At 38.4% G+C, this 16,066-nt stretch carries 18 protein-coding genes and 1 pseudogene; 6 read left to right on the forward strand and 13 right to left on the reverse strand.

Annotated elements, in window-relative coordinates; genetic code table 11:
* Positions 1 to 45: 45 nt before the first annotated feature.
* The 12 genes from LJE72_RS25085 to LJE72_RS25130 form a co-directional block, all read right to left on the reverse strand.
* Complete coding sequence (locus LJE72_RS25085; RefSeq protein WP_229250823.1) at positions 46 to 405, reverse strand: reverse transcriptase N-terminal domain-containing protein; 360 nt, start codon at positions 403 to 405, stop codon at positions 46 to 48.
* A gap of 710 nt (positions 406 to 1,115) precedes the next feature.
* On the reverse strand, positions 1,116 to 1,976 hold the full coding sequence (locus LJE72_RS25090; protein ID WP_229250824.1) for a hypothetical protein: 861 nt from the start codon (positions 1,974 to 1,976) through the stop codon (positions 1,116 to 1,118).
* Positions 1,977 to 2,308: 332 nt separating this feature from the next.
* Complete coding sequence (locus LJE72_RS25095; RefSeq protein WP_229250825.1) at positions 2,309 to 2,458, reverse strand: hypothetical protein; 150 nt, start codon at positions 2,456 to 2,458, stop codon at positions 2,309 to 2,311.
* A 118-nt stretch (positions 2,459 to 2,576) separates the two neighbouring features.
* Entirely contained in the window at positions 2,577 to 6,395 is a 3,819-nt protein-coding gene (locus LJE72_RS25100) for a hypothetical protein (RefSeq protein ID WP_229250826.1), read from the reverse strand.
* A 235-nt stretch (positions 6,396 to 6,630) separates the two neighbouring features.
* Positions 6,631 to 6,726 carry a beta-propeller domain-containing protein gene (locus LJE72_RS26620; protein ID WP_312038970.1) on the reverse strand — a complete coding sequence of 32 codons (96 nt, stop codon included), beginning with the start codon at positions 6,724 to 6,726 and terminating at the stop codon, positions 6,631 to 6,633.
* Positions 6,727 to 6,777: 51 nt separating this feature from the next.
* Entirely contained in the window at positions 6,778 to 10,545 is a 3,768-nt protein-coding gene (locus LJE72_RS25105; protein ID WP_229250828.1) for a hypothetical protein, read from the reverse strand.
* Between the two features lie 155 nt (positions 10,546 to 10,700).
* The gene (locus LJE72_RS25110) at positions 10,701 to 11,537 is read right to left on the reverse strand and encodes a hypothetical protein (RefSeq protein WP_229250830.1); all 837 of its coding nucleotides are present in this window, start codon (positions 11,535 to 11,537) and stop codon (positions 10,701 to 10,703) included.
* A gap of 1 nt (position 11,538) precedes the next feature.
* The gene (locus LJE72_RS25115) at positions 11,539 to 12,069 is read right to left on the reverse strand and encodes a hypothetical protein (RefSeq protein WP_229250832.1); all 531 of its coding nucleotides are present in this window, start codon (positions 12,067 to 12,069) and stop codon (positions 11,539 to 11,541) included.
* A gap of 112 nt (positions 12,070 to 12,181) precedes the next feature.
* The gene (locus LJE72_RS26625; protein WP_312038971.1) at positions 12,182 to 12,454 is read right to left on the reverse strand and encodes a topoisomerase DNA-binding C4 zinc finger domain-containing protein; all 273 of its coding nucleotides are present in this window, start codon (positions 12,452 to 12,454) and stop codon (positions 12,182 to 12,184) included.
* Between the two features lie 265 nt (positions 12,455 to 12,719).
* Positions 12,720 to 12,959: a Fic family protein gene (locus LJE72_RS25125; RefSeq protein ID WP_229250834.1), complete on the reverse strand. Its 240-nt coding sequence runs from the start codon at positions 12,957 to 12,959 to the stop codon at positions 12,720 to 12,722.
* Positions 12,928 to 13,182 (reverse strand): Fic family protein, encoded by a 255-nt coding sequence (locus tag LJE72_RS26895; protein ID WP_396391918.1) that lies wholly within the window; start codon positions 13,180 to 13,182, stop codon positions 12,928 to 12,930. The genes LJE72_RS25125 and LJE72_RS26895 overlap by 32 nt, the downstream gene beginning before the upstream one ends.
* Positions 13,183 to 13,278: 96 nt before the next feature.
* Positions 13,279 to 13,497, reverse strand: a complete 219-nt coding sequence (locus LJE72_RS25130) for a hypothetical protein (RefSeq protein WP_229250835.1) — start codon at positions 13,495 to 13,497, stop codon at positions 13,279 to 13,281.
* Positions 13,498 to 13,630: 133 nt separating this feature from the next.
* On the opposite strand from LJE72_RS25130, the gene LJE72_RS25135 reads away from it, so the two are divergent.
* From LJE72_RS25135 to LJE72_RS25150, 4 genes are all read left to right on the forward strand, one after another.
* Entirely contained in the window at positions 13,631 to 13,852 is a 222-nt protein-coding gene (locus tag LJE72_RS25135) for a helix-turn-helix domain-containing protein (RefSeq protein ID WP_229250837.1), read from the forward strand.
* A gap of 118 nt (positions 13,853 to 13,970) precedes the next feature.
* Positions 13,971 to 14,264, forward strand: a complete 294-nt coding sequence (locus LJE72_RS25140; protein WP_229250839.1) for a CD1845 family protein — start codon at positions 13,971 to 13,973, stop codon at positions 14,262 to 14,264.
* Positions 14,265 to 14,391: 127 nt separating this feature from the next.
* Positions 14,392 to 14,655 carry a hypothetical protein gene (locus LJE72_RS25145; RefSeq protein ID WP_229250840.1) on the forward strand — a complete coding sequence of 88 codons (264 nt, stop codon included), beginning with the start codon at positions 14,392 to 14,394 and terminating at the stop codon, positions 14,653 to 14,655.
* 52 nt (positions 14,656 to 14,707) lie between these two features.
* Entirely contained in the window at positions 14,708 to 14,932 is a 225-nt protein-coding gene (locus LJE72_RS25150) for a hypothetical protein (RefSeq protein WP_229250841.1), read from the forward strand.
* A 154-nt stretch (positions 14,933 to 15,086) separates the two neighbouring features.
* On the opposite strand, the pseudogene LJE72_RS25155 reads toward LJE72_RS25150, so the two are convergent.
* A pseudogene (locus LJE72_RS25155) lies at positions 15,087 to 15,293 on the reverse strand (DUF3427 domain-containing protein); the annotation flags it as partial.
* A 73-nt stretch (positions 15,294 to 15,366) separates the two neighbouring features.
* Here LJE72_RS25155 and LJE72_RS25160 point away from each other — a divergent pair.
* Together LJE72_RS25160 and LJE72_RS25165 are read left to right on the forward strand one after the other, a co-directional pair.
* Complete coding sequence (locus LJE72_RS25160) at positions 15,367 to 15,597, forward strand: hypothetical protein (RefSeq protein ID WP_229250845.1); 231 nt, start codon at positions 15,367 to 15,369, stop codon at positions 15,595 to 15,597.
* 5 nt (positions 15,598 to 15,602) lie between these two features.
* The coding region (locus LJE72_RS25165) for an N-acetyltransferase (RefSeq protein ID WP_229250847.1) at positions 15,603 to 16,066 on the forward strand (464 nt) is incomplete at its 3' end.

A 16,066-nucleotide genomic window follows, 5' to 3' on the forward strand; every position in this document is an offset into this window, starting at 1 on the left:
TACTAAACTAGGGAAAATCTCTATTTCAGTTGTCCGATTTCTATTCTAACAGCAGTAGGTTCTACGTGACGGTTTAGGATTATGTTTTTCTATATCCAATCTGGATAAATCATAAAATAATTTAATTCTATCTTTATTGGATAATGCTGTTTCACCGTCAACACCTGCTGTCTTTTTGCCCTTGTTTGTTTGAGCAACTCTTTTTATGGATACCAGTAGCATTGCCTTACTTCTTACTAAGAGTCTTTGCAGATTTCTTACTTTACGTTTATCACCAAGACATTCGGCACGGTATATCCGCTGTTGCAATTTTTCTACATACTCGTCAACATGGAACCAGTCGATTTGTTTCCATTGGGTATCGGGAGGTAATGTGGACTTCCTATAACTTGAAGTTTTTCGCATCTGTTACCTCACTTTTGAAATCTTGCTTTTCGTTTTATTCCGTGTTGATTACCAGTCGGAAGTCAGCACCCTTTCAGGTATGTAATTTTTTTGCATTATTCGCCCAGTTATTTCTTATTCCTGTTGGTTTGCACCATAGCGACATTTGCTTTTTCCAACGCTCCTTTATCCTCTGGAGATTGTGTCTTCCTTGCGGTTGACCTACCGAAAAATCGGACTCCATAGGACTTATCAAGTTCAGCTTCTATTAGATACGAATGGGTTAGGTTCATTCAATACAACGGCAGATATATAGGTAGTAACATACGCATATGCGAAGCTGCGTTTTCCAATCTGCAATACAATGGTTAACATATCCCAGTCACTGCTGCTAATGACGATGCTTAATCATAAACCATACCATTCTTTCCCTCGCCCCTAGTTGCCATGGATACTAGGCAACCAGTTGGGCTTTCCTCATGCAACCCACCCCGGAGTTACCCCCGACGCAGTTTCGGACGGGAATGTCCCTACTACTGGGACATCAGACTGTAGTCTGCACTAATCTTTCAAGAAGAAGCCGCTTCTTGTCGCACTCCCATTATTAGCCTAATAAGAAGCTGGATTTGGGTAAGGGTTAAGCTGAAATTTATAAGGATTCCAAAGCAACTTGTTTCCGATCTTGTATATTACTTGTAACATGCTTTTTCCCCAGCCTTTCAGAAGGTCATTTATTTCATCTTGGACAATATTCCATTCAATGACTTCTTATATTCTGCTGCTGCCCTTTCTTTTTCCTTCTTAGCAACAATATCATCCAGGATCATGACAATACCATCTTTCAACACCGGAAAGTATTCCAGGCATTCTTCTTCAGTAAGTTCATGGATCCCTTTACTAACCACCCCATAGATCTTTGGATGGTCTGTAATCAGATCAGGAAGAAACCCCTTTAGAAGCTTAATCTTTTCTTCCATACCGTTCCTATGTCTCACATTATCTTGGTATTCAAATTGCTGTTCAGTTAACGCACCAGCAACTTCAGCTTCCTTGAATGTATCATATACCAGCTTTTCAATGATCCTTCTTAAATAAACAAATGAACCGATTCCAACACCATGTGAATGTAAACCAATGGACCTTTTAAGTTCACTGTAATACTGCTTTCCAAGGATAGAACTATACCTTGAAGCTTGCGGAAGATCTATATCAGCAGAAGAAGGATATTGACCAACCTTAATGATTGAATCACCCTTAACAGCAAAGAAGTATTCCAGCTTATGTGACTCATCCAAGCTGCAGTTGAACCTTAAATATAAATGATCCATTTCATCCAGCGGTCTATCCTCTTGATAACTCATACTTGTAAGTAAACCCACACTGCTTATTTTATTTTTCAGGTTGGTTGCTTTCACATTATTCAAACCACAATCATAAATGAAAACTTTCTTATCCCTACATTCAGCGCAAAACAGTTCGAACCTGCTTTCTTTATCATATATCTGAAGAAGCTGTTTTATTTCAGGATCACGAATTTTCATACTACTATATAGACTTGACTTTGTTATAAATTCGATCATTTCATTTGACATTGGATCACCTCCTTTCAATCTTTGGTATTTATCAGGCTTGCTTATAAATTAATGGAACTAATAACTCAATCAGTTTCTCACTATATAGGAAAAGGATCTTATATCATAATCTTCAAAGTTCCAATGTCTCATATAGGCTTATTTCAATCTTCACGTCATTTGCATCATTTAGATATTCCTGATCACCAGATTTCGTGATTCACTGTTTAAGTGCCGTTACCCCTCTGGTCTTAAACCTACTAAAGAATAATGTCCTACACATATCCTCAAATGAGCCTGTCTTATTCCTGTTTTTATACTGGCGTTCAACCATAAAATCTTTGAAACCCCTGCTATTGCTGGATTTCTTTTAAAAAAGCCTCAATGTAGTGTAGACTTTTCATAGAGTTCAAACCCGCTTGTAGCAAGGTTTCTCGGTCTGGAAATAAATGTTGGTTGAACTCCAGTTTATAGGTAAAGTCATCCCATGTTATTTCCTTCAAATTAATGATACCTCCTAGAGACTGTATCGTTAAAATTCACAATTAGAATTCATACTAGTTAATCATGAAATGAAATGAAATCAAATTCAATCTATCTTAATCTCGATTTTATACTTATCTACTCAAAACGTTCATCTCGATCATGAAATCGTTTTGACTCCCATTCGCGTTCAGAACTTATTTCTTTTTTAAAAATTTTCTCTTCTTGACGCGCCCAACTGGCAATCAATGGATCTTGATGTTCTTTTAAATCTAATACTAAGAGTAATCGGCTCTGCAAAATATCTGCTCTGGAACCGCTCCAACTCATCGGTCGAAAAGCAGATTTAAAATTATTTAAAACGGGTATGGGATCAGTTGAATTGGCAATAATTTTTAAGGCCAGAGTCGACCAAACAAGTCTATCTTCATCCTCACTTTTTACATATGGCACAATCGTTGAGGCAACCTTAGGATATCTGGTTGTCGGGTTAATTTCGCACCAATTAATAATTAATTCGTCGTCAATTTGGGTTAAGGGATTTGGACTTGATCTTATTCGCTTTGTGAATAATTGTTTTATATAAGGACTAAAATTAAATACCTCTCCTAGAAATTCGTCAAGGAAGACACCTGGTTGCACATTTGCTAGCTCCCTGATAACGTGTTGAAAATCCTTTAAATATATCTGGTTGTTTTCATTAGCTTTAATTAGTTTCTTACACAAGGCTCTTGCATTAATTTCCGCTGATCCATTTGCAAAACATATTTTTATAATAAAGCCTAATTTATAATCGGTTAGCATGTTTTTGTTACGGCCTCTTAAGAATTGATATTTCAGTAAAAGATCTTGTGCTAGAGAAATAAGAACACTACTTAAATCTTTCTGTTTTGTGTGACTCTTAAATCTTCTAAAAAGGATTTCAAGCGCTACCTCTACTCCTTCTTCTTCTGAAGATATCAATACCAATAATTCAGTTATATCGGAATCGAGAATAGATTCGTGAGTTCTTAAGTAAGATAAATTTGCATACTGGGATATCGATGCAGTCCTTAGCTTTATTGCACTTTTTAGCCTTTTTATACCCTGAATGTTAATTTCGACAGCGGACTGAAGCCAGGGATATACTTTAGCTAGAACTAAATCGGTCACAGCAGCATCTAGGAATTCTTCGGAGATAATTGAATTAATTTTCGAGATACTGGATAAAAAACCACGGAGCACAAGATAATTCCGTTTGGACTCTTCAATTTTTTTTAGTTGTTCCTTAAAATCTTGCCACATTTCTCTCGGTTGATCAGACCCTTCTGCTAGTCCTTGACCGAAAGCAAATAATCTATGTCCTTCATTACTTAAGATATCTGGAAGTAACTTAATGAAAATATCACTGTTTTTTGCAGCTTCGCATCCTAAAGACCGAGTAGTTTCCTCCACGATAGTATATTCATCAATTTCTTCCACATCTTGACCTTCCACAGTATCAACTAAGTCTAAGTAACTTTCATGACCCGAAAGTGCAAATAATTTCGCGCGCTCATACAAAGTTATTGGTTCAAGCATCGAATCTAGTTTGTCTAACCGAGCAATAACTTCAGGAGCCATGTTTTTAGCATCAAACTTTTTAGTGCTCTTTACTGATATCCAGCCATCTTGCCAACTACCTTGCTCGGAGATCTCTTTGATTGCATAATCTAGCTCGTCATACATTCCTGCTTCTGTCCATAGTCCTCGAAACTTATGCGCTAAAAGAGTTTTAGCTTTAGGAGAGCTAAGGTTTTTAGAAACAGCAAGAACAACAGTATATTCTATAAATAATTTATACCATTTAACGATATCTTCTCTACTCTTTGGAGATAAACCATAATCCCTTGAACGTGCACCAAATTCAAAACTATAGGAAGAACTAAACTGCCAACATTCTAAAGATGCGTCTAACAAAGAAATACCCAAGTCAATTTCATTGTTAATTTTTGAGTCGATTAATCTTTTTATTATTGTAAGCCTCTGCTCAGGTGTTGCTTGGGTACCTGACAGGTATAAGTAGAATAGCGATTTTAGTAAATCTCTTATAGAATTATTATTTTCTATGGGATTTTCTGTTAATGCAAATCGACACAGGAGTTCAACTGAACGTTCGAATAATTCTTTATCATATGCCAAGGATCGGAGCAGTCGTGTAAATTCGATATAGTGATCATTGTCACGTGAAAAAAAGCTATCCGAATCATCCTGATCAGACATTCTTTCAATTACTTCAAGTGTTAATTTAGGAATGATTGGAGCTATATTTATGAATAAATTAATTCCAAAATCATTTAAATTCCGGATATTTCCCAATAAGCCATTCTCGGAGAGCCATTCTCTAGCTATTTCTAACACTTTGTCACTTTCGTGAAGATACCCTAACCGTCTTGAAAATGACGTCATCATCCTTTGGGATTGTGTAAAAGTATTAAAAATATTTTCATAAGGTATATCTTCCAGAGCCTTTTCAGCAAGCCTATTAGCAATAGCGTGAGGCAATACGGCTCTCCACTTGCCTCTTTGCTGAACTAAGTCGCGCCGTTTTAACTCACTTATACTTTCATAAATATCTTGGACGGTCATCCCAACTAAAGAGCTTAACATCCTTATTTCTTCATCAGAACCTTCTGCTGTTTGACAATTAAACGAATACACAATCGAACAGGCTTCGGCAGCTTTAAGCAAGGCATTATTTGGCTCGTTTCGCTGTTGAAATAAGCGAGTAAATAGTTCACCGTCCTTTAGTCTACCTAAATTTTCTCCTCTTCGGATTGTATTGCTTAAGGCAATCGCGATACGTGCATTTCCTCCTGAAAACTCTGCAATTAAACGGGCACTTTCATCGTTAATATAATCAAACCTTTGACGTATTAGTTTTTCTATCAATTCATTGGAGGCTGGTTCTAAACGAAAAACCTCTGTTTCTTCTGGTTCATCTTCCCGAACATCATATTCTACAGTGATTAGGCTAACTAAACTACCTACTGCTGAACTTACAGAGGTTAACCGGCGGTGTAATTCTGGAGGACAGTTATCAACGGCAATAATAGCAGGTTTCTGTAAACTAATTAAACGTTCAGCAAAATTACGTGGCTCAGGAATGGGGTAGTCGCTAACATCGGAATAAAACACTTGAGATGGATTTAATGGCCTTTCACCAATCCGTTCGTCAAACAATCCTTGGAGCAATCTGGTTTTGCCTACACCGGAAAGACCTACTAGACGAACAGAAGTTCCAGGACAATGAAGTATATTTCTGAGTTCATTGATTCCTTCTATCGCAGAAAGACCATCTGAACGGTGTTTTGCACTATTATGTAGACGAATATTTCCGTCAAGAAAATACTCATCATTAAGTCCTCCTGGTGATCTTGACCAATTCCCATATGATTTCCATCCTTGAATTGGGTTACCTATTTTTTCTCTTACCCAAAGCGTAAGTGCCGGATGGGTTCGAACCCATCCAGCTATTCGCTCACGGTCATAGAAATCAACTTTTAGATTAGCAGCAAACGGATAGTCAGATAATGCTTCTTGCATTGCATTTTTCCGATCTGTAAGGGCAGAATCAGAAGTTGAGCCCTGACTGCTAACAATGATATAAGCTCCCCCTGAATTAGCTAAATCCTTAATAGCTTGCCGCAATTGTCCATCAAGTTTCATTTCTTTAAAAATGGCAGCACGAGGCATATCTGGTTTTTTCACTTGAAATCCAGTTTCTGATCTTGGAATGTAACTATCCTTATGTAAAGAAGATGTAATGTCGACACGAATATCGATACCACCATCTTTAGCATTTTGATCTCCTCCCCATGTAACACCAGCAGGGGGGATGCCTACTGCACGCAGTTCAGCTTCACAAAGAAGACCGATAAGCGCCCTTAAGTCACCATCATTTAGTTCAGAAATATTATTACCTGTTATTTCAAGCATGCAAATATCTCCCTGTCAACGATTGATTACATTCAAGTAATAGATAACTCCAAGCCTTAAACTCCAAGCCTTAAACTACAAGCCAAATAGATCTTTCTAATTCCTTGCTTGAGCTCATTTTTATCTCCCGTATGAGTAATATCTTCATATGTTCCTGAGGAGTTCCGCAGCGTCATCGCTGGCGCTAAAGAAGGCGACCTTCATGCTCAGGTAATAGGCGGTTTTGACTGTTCCTTCACCCGACCTGTGGGGTTCTTCCTTCAACTACATCTTTGCCGAAGCCGATGATATAGTTCTCATCGTAGAGATGGAGGTAGTTGGTATAGCCCACGATCTTTAATTTGCTGAGTGTGGAAGGATTGTTCGGGTAACTTTATAAAAATCAATAGCGCCCCTTTAGTTCATAAGCACGTTCTCTTTTGGATTCATACTGGTAGGAATCACCGATGCGATTGATAATTGCTGCTGTACGAGGATACAAGAGTTGAAGTTTAGTTGCATAACCAAAGTATTTATCTGCAATTTGCGCTTCCTCCGCACCACCTGTTACAACGTGTACGCCTCTTTGGTTTTGCAGACCAATAATGAAATTATTGACTAATTCATCTGAATGATTTTTCTCAAAAAAGTCACGAGCACATTCTGTCGGCCAAACACCATCTTCACCAAGAGGTGCATAAGAAAGTATTCTTCCAAAACAAATTGAGTGTGCCAAAGAATAATGTCTATTCTCTGCAAGAAGATTCGCATCAGCTACCCATTTGAAGAAAACTAGCTTATCAGGTTGCTCTGATTGATGGCTACTGCCGGGAATCCGATGTATTCGATCTAATGCTTCATAGGCATGACCTGCCATCTTTTGGCGATCATTATCCCATGAATCAGACATATCATCAGATTTATATGCAGCACTTAGAAGCTCCATATATAATGAAGGCTGCGCCAAAACTTGGTCCACTAGACATTTAGGCTCAAATTCCATATCAAACACTAAAAGGTATGCAATTTCGAGCTTTGCAATCTCCAAAGAGTATTTATCGGCCTCCGTATAGAGTTTTTTAAAAATCTCCTCAATGTCATAAGAGGGAACGCTACTTAATGTTTTCCCATTTGGCTCATCGTTAGGATTCAGCTCAAGAGCTTTTTGCAGAATTGTAATAAGTGTAGGAATATTAAGGTATGAACTATATGCCAGACAATCTATTAAAGTGTATGGGCGATTGAATTCTATCATTTTCAAAATGCACTGCTGGGAAAACGGGAAATTAACTAAGTCTAACCTCCAGGGATTCATTGTCTCCCAATAAATTCTCTGCGTATCATTTGGCATAGATTTTACTAAGTCAAATAGTTCCTCAGATAAAGGCAGGCATACTAATAGCCACCCAGCATCTTTAGCCGGAAGCTCTAGCACTGTTGAAATAAATTCCCCAAGTCCATAATGAAAATATACTTTTGAAACTATCGCAGATGCAACATTTCGATTTATTTTCTGGACTTGTTGTATATAATCCCATACAAAGTGATTTCTCAACACTTCTTCCGTTACGATTTCTGCAAAATCAGTAGTGTTTTCGATTCCAGGTAGTATTACAAATATTACTTCCGTTCCATACTGAGACAGGGCTTCTTTTATCTTTTCTAATCGAAATTGTTTTAACTGTTCACGTTCATCAGAATGATTGTGTTCTTTTTCCTTATATACAAGTGGATGCAATCCATTATAATGATAATCAAAATAATGAATGTATTTCATTGGCGTTTCAGGCAGGATACCGTTGTATAGTTCTTCTATTTTACTTATTACTTCGTCTGATAAACTCCAATTTGAATGAACGAACTTCCTATGTTTTCCGATAAGCTTTGCCAGCTCGGAGCATAATTTTAGCAAATCTTCTTCGCCTATTTGAGCAGCTTGTTCTTTACATTTTTTAATGACTATATCCGTATGGTTCAAAAATGCAGTGAAACGGCTAAAAACAATATCCCAATCCGAAAAACAGGGGTTAATATTGTTAAGGAAAAGTTGTGCTAAAGAGGTATAAGCCTCTCTGTGTTCGTTTTTTGTAACCCTCATTTCTGGTATATCAACATTTCTCCAACTAAATTTTGCTATACCGCTTGTAGTCTGGCGTCCCTGCGGTAATAATGCTTTTACAAGGCTACATGCTGTTTCAGGATGTTCTTTTAAAATTTTCTCTAATAAAAGATTCCTTTCCGCCAGAGTAAATATGCCTTGAGGATGCCATAAACAAAAAATATCAGTCAGTGTGTTAATGGGGGTATTGGAAAGTTTATATTCATACCCTTTATCCGCAAAACACATTAGTAGTTTGACCGCACGACTGGCATATCGTGGGAGCCAAACTAGTTTTTCAAGAGCCCACAACAAATGAGTATAAAATGTTCTACCAAGCATAACATCTTCGGGATTCTTAAACATTTTCCAGAACTCACTATCAGGAATATCTGCTTCTTTTTCCATAGCAGAGAGGACAGCATTTGGTGTAGCCTCTACAAAAATAGGGATATAAGAAGCTATGGTATACCAGCCCTGCAGTGTTTTCACCTGATTAAATACTTGAGAAACCAGAGACTCACATTCAGCAGTAATAGATGAAATTCCTAGGCTATTACCTGTTCCATCATCTCGTTCTACAATCATAATCAGTGAGATGATTAGTCCTCGCAGTAGTTGTGCTGAGTAATCGGATTTCTTACCCAAAACCCCTGCCATATACCATTGTTTCTCAGGAAGTTCATACGTGGGGTCAGCAACATCAAATACAGATACAACGCATGATTTGAATCTTTGAAAGATATCCGGAGAGAGTTGCTTCCAAAGGACATTCCACATCTCTGATATCGATATACACATATATGAACCATCTACAACAAATAACGGAGTATCATCACAGGCAATAAAGGGATGTAGCGATCGAATGTATTCATCGTATTCAAGTCCAGACAGAGACTTAAGTATTTCTTTATCACCTAAACAATTTTCTTCCCAAGCGCCAACTAAAAGTGCTGGTATTAATACCAATACATTATCTGTTTCTGACCATCTGGGTACCTTTAAGTAAGGTATTGTAGTGATTTTACGCAATAATGCAGGAAAACTTCGTTTTAAATCAGACGCCATGCTATATACGGTATTAGCATCATAGCCTAACTTTTCAAGTGCTATTCGGAATGTATGATTACTGTGCGCCTCAATGGCAACACGATTGCCGGTTTTATTGATTAAATCAATTGGAGAATATTTGTTGGTCGGCAAGATGTAACTACTCTGTCCAAAAGAGATTACGACTTGCGGGCAAAATGTCGGAATAATAACAGCATCTTTAAACTGAGTGCAAACAACATCCCACATTGATGGAGATTGAACGATAATACAACGTTCTAGTAATTCCATGTAAATAGGTTCTGTCGAAGAAACCAATTCTGCAGCTAAGACTAAGATCGCTTCTATTTCCGACTCTGCACTTAAGATAATCTGTTTACTTCCAGCATTAAAAATATTAGTAATCTGCGGTACAATAGGCTCCCTGCTACCTGTAAAAAACTCCACATTTAATTTAGGGTCAGTATGTTCAGTTATGTTTATCCAATAGTCCTCAAGAGAAAGCAAACCATTCATACCACGACCCATTATCCCTGATAACCAAGCAGATACCGCCGGGCATGCCTCGAGCCACATTTGAAGGCTGTTTGCATCGATAATACGCACATCTTTCCATATACTGTCTGCTTTTTTTTGCGCAGTTATCTCCACAATCCCTGTTTGATGATTCCAAATTCGAGAACTTACAAAACAAAATGTTGTAGAAGATTGTTCTATTCCATTAGGGTTCTCGGAGCGTTTTTTGTAATCGCCATTGAATTTAGATAAAGTATTTTGATCTGTACCAAATTCCCAAACAGATTTTCCACAAGGGAAAAAAACTGACTGGGTATCTGTATCTAAGTACCCATCGTATCCACTGTATTGGACAGCCTTAGAATGCGGGAAATGGTGATCCCTAATATTAACACAAGATGCTAATAATAGGCGCCAAACTAATTCAGGTAAAAGTTCCTGAGCACGTCGAGGTTCGCGACTCGTCCATGCTTCTATTTCACTGGCTGTTATCCAATTAATGCCCATAATAAGCACCTCCAATAAAATATTATCAAATTCCTATTATTAGACTTTGTTTATCCTCGCAGTGCTCATGGGAAAAAAGGGCTTATCTTTTCATTATTCTCCGTGATGATAACGCGAGTTTTTCCGTTCAGATCAATATACATTTATGAGCCTCCTTAAGACTGTTGATCAAGTCGAATTATCGAGTTAGCGCATCTTCTTTCGTTGCCTACTGGCGTTGTGTAGTAACGCTGTTCTATCCCATAAAGCAGTTTTTTTAGTTCGTCATCCGATTTTATTCTAAAGGCATTATTCTGGTAATCCAAGTCGGGACAATAATCTTGAATATAGTTCAATACAGTGCCTTTTTCTTCTTCTTCAAGGCTGTCCAACGTATCAAGAGCCATAGCAATTCTATGTCGGTTTGCCTTTCCGACTTTGGCAGCTGAAAAATCCTCGTCCAACTGAATAAATTCTCTCTTTAAAAAATCAGTTGTTTCAACTTCCGTTGCTTCTCTATACAGCAGATCTATTCCTTTAAAAATTCCCGAAATGCTAGGCAACCGTCTAAAGTATAAAATATCCTGGTCTTTCATGTAAATCGCATCTGCAATAGAGTTGATTACAATTGTTTTACTGTTTCTTTCATACCGAAATGCGTCTCCTAAATAAAGTAGCTTTTTTCGGACCAGTTGAGCCTTGGATATATTCTGAAAATAGTACTCGTTTTCATTTTGATATGAGCATAAAAAATCAAGCTTGTCCACGTCTATTGTATTGAGTAGGTCGTATTCTGCTGAATTAAAAGGTGTTCTTAAGAAATCCAAGCAGAACGTTTGTGCCGAAAACTGTTCAATTCCGAACCATGAATCTACATCGAGATTATGATCAGGGCTATACTGGACATGCTGGACTAAATCATTAGGAAACTCAAATATAGATTCCGCAGAAAGCAATTTTTTATATTTCTGGGCATTACCTCTTAACCTTATTTTAGCTATAAGATGATTCATTCTATTTGCCTCCCATATCGATAAAAGTAAAATTATTAATTCTCTTTAACTTTGGAAAGCTGAGTCCCTGAGTACTGCGAATTAGTTTTTTACTTATCAGAAATATTTTAACGTTGTTTTCGGTTGTAATGTAGTAAAATTGATACCCCCACAATAAAAATAAGGGGTTGAAATATAGCGTTTGTGAGAAATAGGTAAACACGAACAAAATACTGAAAGTAAATATCAAGGTTTCGCAATAGGGAACACTAAGAGCAACAAAAAAGTACCCCAAATAGCTGGGTAGAAAAGCATTGTTTGCTTGTTCTACGTCTCTGATATTGCCTTCAATGTTGTCATCACTCAAAAAACGGGTAAGTAATAAGCTAATTCCTGTTAAAAGGATTGGTATACAAATGAAAATTATATAAGATATCCATCGTGGAGAGCTGGCTAAAAACCCAATCTGCACCTGTACTTTAATCAGAAAAACCACGATGATTAATAATGTAGCATTCATGGTTAAAAATAGCTGATAAAATATATTTAACATCTATTCACTCCCTTCTATGCTTAATGTTTATTAAGGCAATCCCTTTGCTGCGCCAGTTTCTTGAAAGGACTACTCCATTGACTCCACTTTTACTGAAATCAGGATTCATTGCCTAGTTGATAATCGTAAACCTACACTTCGGATAATTGTTACACCCTTTAAAATCTCCAAATTCGCCCATTCTCGCGATTAACTCCCCACCACATTTGGGACAACTATTAGCGCCAATTTGGTTCGCTACTTCAGCTTTCTTTATTATGTATACCTTCGACATGCTGAGTTCTGACTTTTTTATTACGTGGGTCACCTGTGAGCGGAAAATCTGGCATCCTATTTCTAATAGCTCGTAAAGCTGCAAACACTTTCTATAGCCTAAATTCTTCATTATTCTGTAAAACCCTGCCAACAACTGTTCCTTTTTACAATATTCTTTAAATTATACGCTATTAGCACGTAGCTTCTGCTTGATAGTCTATCTTGCCTAGCTTACCCTGCGTAAAGCATAACCCTCAGCTCAGACAATTCTATGTGAAAAGGGAGCGAAGCCTAAGATTCCCTTAGTTTCGCTCCCTTTATTAATTATCCGCTCAACTGAACTCTCTTCCAGTTCTATCTTCAGAACATCAGCTGAAATACAAAAACTTTTTGTTTCACCCTACAACACTAAGCCACAAATCTAAGCTTTCTTCAGTAGATCTGGTCACAAGTTTAAAAAATCTCCCGTAATCGCCAGTAGTATGTGCCAGGTCGAGGGAATCATAGTATTCAGAGCGTATATCTTTTTTGATTATCACAGGTGGAAAGCCTGCGTTCATAAGTTCAAAATTAAGCAAAAGTCTAGCTGTTCTTCCGTTAGCATCAACAAAAGGATGAATTGACAAACTCGCCATGCAGCAGAGCCGCTCGTTCGATCGGATGAAGTCCCAGCCATTTGACGCTATATTGCTCTATCAAGTTTTCCATTTGTTCTTTGACCAAAAGATGCTGAGGAGGTCTATGCTTAGCTCCGCTTATAATAACGTTCTCAGTTCTGTACGCTCCTGCATTGTTTTCATAAACCGTCCGAGATTGCGGCCCTACAAAAAGAATAATCGGAATTGTAGGGCCGGGTATCTGACGTTCTCAAACAGCTTACTGTGGTGGTGGTACTATAAAAAGCGGGGAACGTTGGCATCATGCCTCCGTTCCCCGCTTTTCTTTATACAGAAACTAATCCTTTACCACATTCGCAATGTACGCAATGACTTCCTCCGCCGTTGGCTGTTCCCCCTTGTGGGGGATGGACTTCCAGAACGCTTGTGCCTGTGGTTTAGGACTTTTCATGGCTTCCGCTATGGCAATTTCGATTTCATGGCGCACGGTTTCTTCGCTTACGCCCTTCTGCTTGGCAAGTTTTTTTAGCGTTTTTTTGGCTTTTGCAGTATCCATTTATATTCTCTCCTTTTCGTCCGCATGTGTTACATGTCTAACAAGACATATCAGAACTTATATGTTGATTCTACTAAGTGCATACTATATATGTCAATGATGTAGATTTTTTACGGACAAGGGAGGGCCTCCGATGGAATACGGAACAATAAAAATAAAGCTGGATGAACTGATTAAAAAAGAAGGTATCAGCAAAAACAAGTTGAGCCACAGGGCAGAAATGCAGCGTTCTCAAATCAACAATTATTGCAACAACAGCATAAGCAGATTGGACATTGATGTTCTGGCCCGGATATGTACGGTGCTTGATTGTGAGATTAGCGATCTGCTGGAATTTGTACCGCCGGAAAAATGATTTCGGGCCATGTTGGCCCGAAGTGCCGGGACAAGATTCGCAAAGTCTCCACAACATTGTTGTCCCCTTTCACGTATGGTAAAATATGGGCAAAACAAGCATGAAAGGGGTTCTGTGTATGAAGATTTTGCTTAAAATCATTGCGATACCATTTATCATCGTATTGAGCATTACCGTTGCATTTCTGTATTTTATCTTTTGCGTTTCTGAATGGATAGGTGCGATTGCCGCTGCCCTGCTTTCCGCGTTAGGGGCCTTGACGTTTATTACAGGCGGTTCTACTTTTAACGGCGTGGTACTACTGGTATTGGGATTTCTAATTTCCCCTCTCGGCCTCCGGGCTGTGATAGAGTGGTTTATCGACAGGCTGGCCGACCTGAATTATACTCTGAAAGACTATGTGATGGGATGAAAATATGACTGAACACAACAGGAGAAGCGGGCCAAAGTGGCCCGCTTTTTATCATATTTACCGTGACATAAGGAAAAGAAACTTCGGGTCAAATTGACCCGAAGTATCACCGGGAGGAGGAACGCGCATGGCAACCACGCGCTTGATAACACACCACATCAGCAAGGGAGAAACCATTGCGCAATCCCTCACTGACCGTTTCGACTATGGGCAGAACCTGGACAAGACGCAACAGGGCGAATTGATTTTGTGCGTCGGCTCTCTGACCGCATATGTATTGAAAACGGCTTATCTTATATCGCCCACCCAAAGCTTAATAGCAAGGGAAAATACAAGCATTATGGACAGTGGCAAGGCGGCAATAAAACGCCGACATTTCAGGAGCGCCTAAAGGCGCAGATTGATATTGTCTTGTCGAAAAGCCGCCAAGCATGGAAGCCTTTTTGCAAGCTATGACAGCAGCCGGCTATGAGGTTAAACAGGGGCGCGGCGGTGTTATCAGCTTTCGGGCTGAGGGACAGGAACGGTTTACCCGGCTCCGTTCCTCCACACTTGGTAAAGGTTACAGGCAGGAGGATATACAGGCTATCATTGAAAGCCGCGCTTCTATGCCGGAGAGCCGGGGCATATATTTCCTTGCATTATACGGAATACAATTCTCTATGTAGATAGAAATATATGCTGAAATCCCGCATAAAGAGCCAATGTATTGGAAAGATTACACTGCGCACACAAAAAGGAGTTTCTTCAAGGGATATGAGCCTGTCTTTGGGTTAAAAAGTCAATAGAAGTAAAGGTCACTGCAAAAGCCCTCTCTTCTTAATACTCTTTCACAAAAAACAACACATTCCCATCACTGGCTACTTGGTTAAGATACCTCTGCCCTATCAGCGATTCCTCCATCGTTCGACTTTGAGACTGCCGATGAAATAACTCCTCATTGAGAGAATAATCCTGATACCTGGTTGAGGTCAAATAGTTCTTTTCAGACTTGTTCAAGGTCACAAAAAAGACATCCAGCTTCTTCTCATATGACTATCTCCTTCTAAGTTGGTAAAACTAACCATACAGTATTGAAACAGCATTTGGAAGGTGATATGATATGGACAAGAAGATCGGTATTGATACAGAGATCAAGGCAAATAAAGTAATTAAATTCTTTAGAGGAGGGAATAAACATATGCATGCCGTAAAAGCAAGTCCTATTAAGGCAACTGTCATAGAAGGTCATTACGCGCAAGATGTGATAAAAGAACTGATGAGTAAGCCCTCTCCTATGGCTATTATCAGAAATAAAAGGGCTTCAGATCTAGTTAAAAAATTAAGGAAGTAAATTTAATGTTGCAAAATATATACGATTTGCAAGACATGATTAAACTGGTTGATTTGTCTAAAGGTTATAGATTGAGTGATTTTGTTTGTGAATTTGAAGAGTATAACGAATTTTTAAGAGATGAAGCATTGGGATTGCAGGAAGCTGAAATTTCAAAACTTCATCTCTTAATTAATAAAGAAAACGCTGATGTTATTGCATTTATGTCGTTGTCGACTGACTCAATCAAGCTTTCCAGTTCAGAAAAAGATGTACATAAGATTGGGTTTGTTAATTTTAAAGCAATACCTTTAGTGAAAATTGGTAAGTTAGCCGTTGATATAAATTATAAAAAGAAATATAAAGGCATCGGATCAATGATGGTTGAATTAGCTAGAGGTATAACTGAGGATTTGAGGGAAATCGGAGTTGCATGCCGATTTATTACGGTAGACGCAGATACTAGGAACAATCCTAGTGTTGTTGACTT

This window comes from Desulfosporosinus shakirovi (assembly GCF_020595055.1).
GTDB lineage: Bacteria > Bacillota > Desulfitobacteriia > Desulfitobacteriales > Desulfitobacteriaceae > Desulfosporosinus > Desulfosporosinus shakirovi.

What these genes read in the sequence shown, in the direction of transcription:
- LJE72_RS25085 (WP_229250823.1), bottom strand. Translation starts at nt 405, where the DNA reads ATGCGAAAAACTTCAAGTTATAGGAAGTCCACATTACCTCCCGATACC.
- LJE72_RS25105 (WP_229250828.1), bottom strand. Translation starts at nt 10,545, where the DNA reads ATGGGCATTAATTGGATAACAGCCAGTGAAATAGAAGCATGGACGAGT.
- LJE72_RS25130 (WP_229250835.1), bottom strand. Translation starts at nt 13,497, where the DNA reads ATGGATACTGCAAAAGCCAAAAAAACGCTAAAAAAACTTGCCAAGCAG.
- LJE72_RS25135 (WP_229250837.1), top strand. Translation starts at nt 13,631, where the DNA reads ATGGAATACGGAACAATAAAAATAAAGCTGGATGAACTGATTAAAAAA.
- LJE72_RS25115 (WP_229250832.1), bottom strand. Translation starts at nt 12,069, where the DNA reads ATGTTAAATATATTTTATCAGCTATTTTTAACCATGAATGCTACATTA.
- LJE72_RS25110 (WP_229250830.1), bottom strand. Translation starts at nt 11,537, where the DNA reads ATGAATCATCTTATAGCTAAAATAAGGTTAAGAGGTAATGCCCAGAAA.
- LJE72_RS25160 (WP_229250845.1), top strand. Translation starts at nt 15,367, where the DNA reads ATGGACAAGAAGATCGGTATTGATACAGAGATCAAGGCAAATAAAGTA.
- LJE72_RS26625 (WP_312038971.1), bottom strand. Translation starts at nt 12,454, where the DNA reads ATGAAGAATTTAGGCTATAGAAAGTGTTTGCAGCTTTACGAGCTATTA.
- LJE72_RS25100 (WP_229250826.1), bottom strand. Translation starts at nt 6,395, where the DNA reads ATGCTTGAAATAACAGGTAATAATATTTCTGAACTAAATGATGGTGAC.
- LJE72_RS25140 (WP_229250839.1), top strand. Translation starts at nt 13,971, where the DNA reads ATGAAGATTTTGCTTAAAATCATTGCGATACCATTTATCATCGTATTG.
- LJE72_RS25125 (WP_229250834.1), bottom strand. Translation starts at nt 12,959, where the DNA reads ATGGCGAGTTTGTCAATTCATCCTTTTGTTGATGCTAACGGAAGAACA.
- LJE72_RS25090 (WP_229250824.1), bottom strand. Translation starts at nt 1,976, where the DNA reads ATGTCAAATGAAATGATCGAATTTATAACAAAGTCAAGTCTATATAGT.
- LJE72_RS25145 (WP_229250840.1), top strand. Translation starts at nt 14,392, where the DNA reads ATGGCAACCACGCGCTTGATAACACACCACATCAGCAAGGGAGAAACC.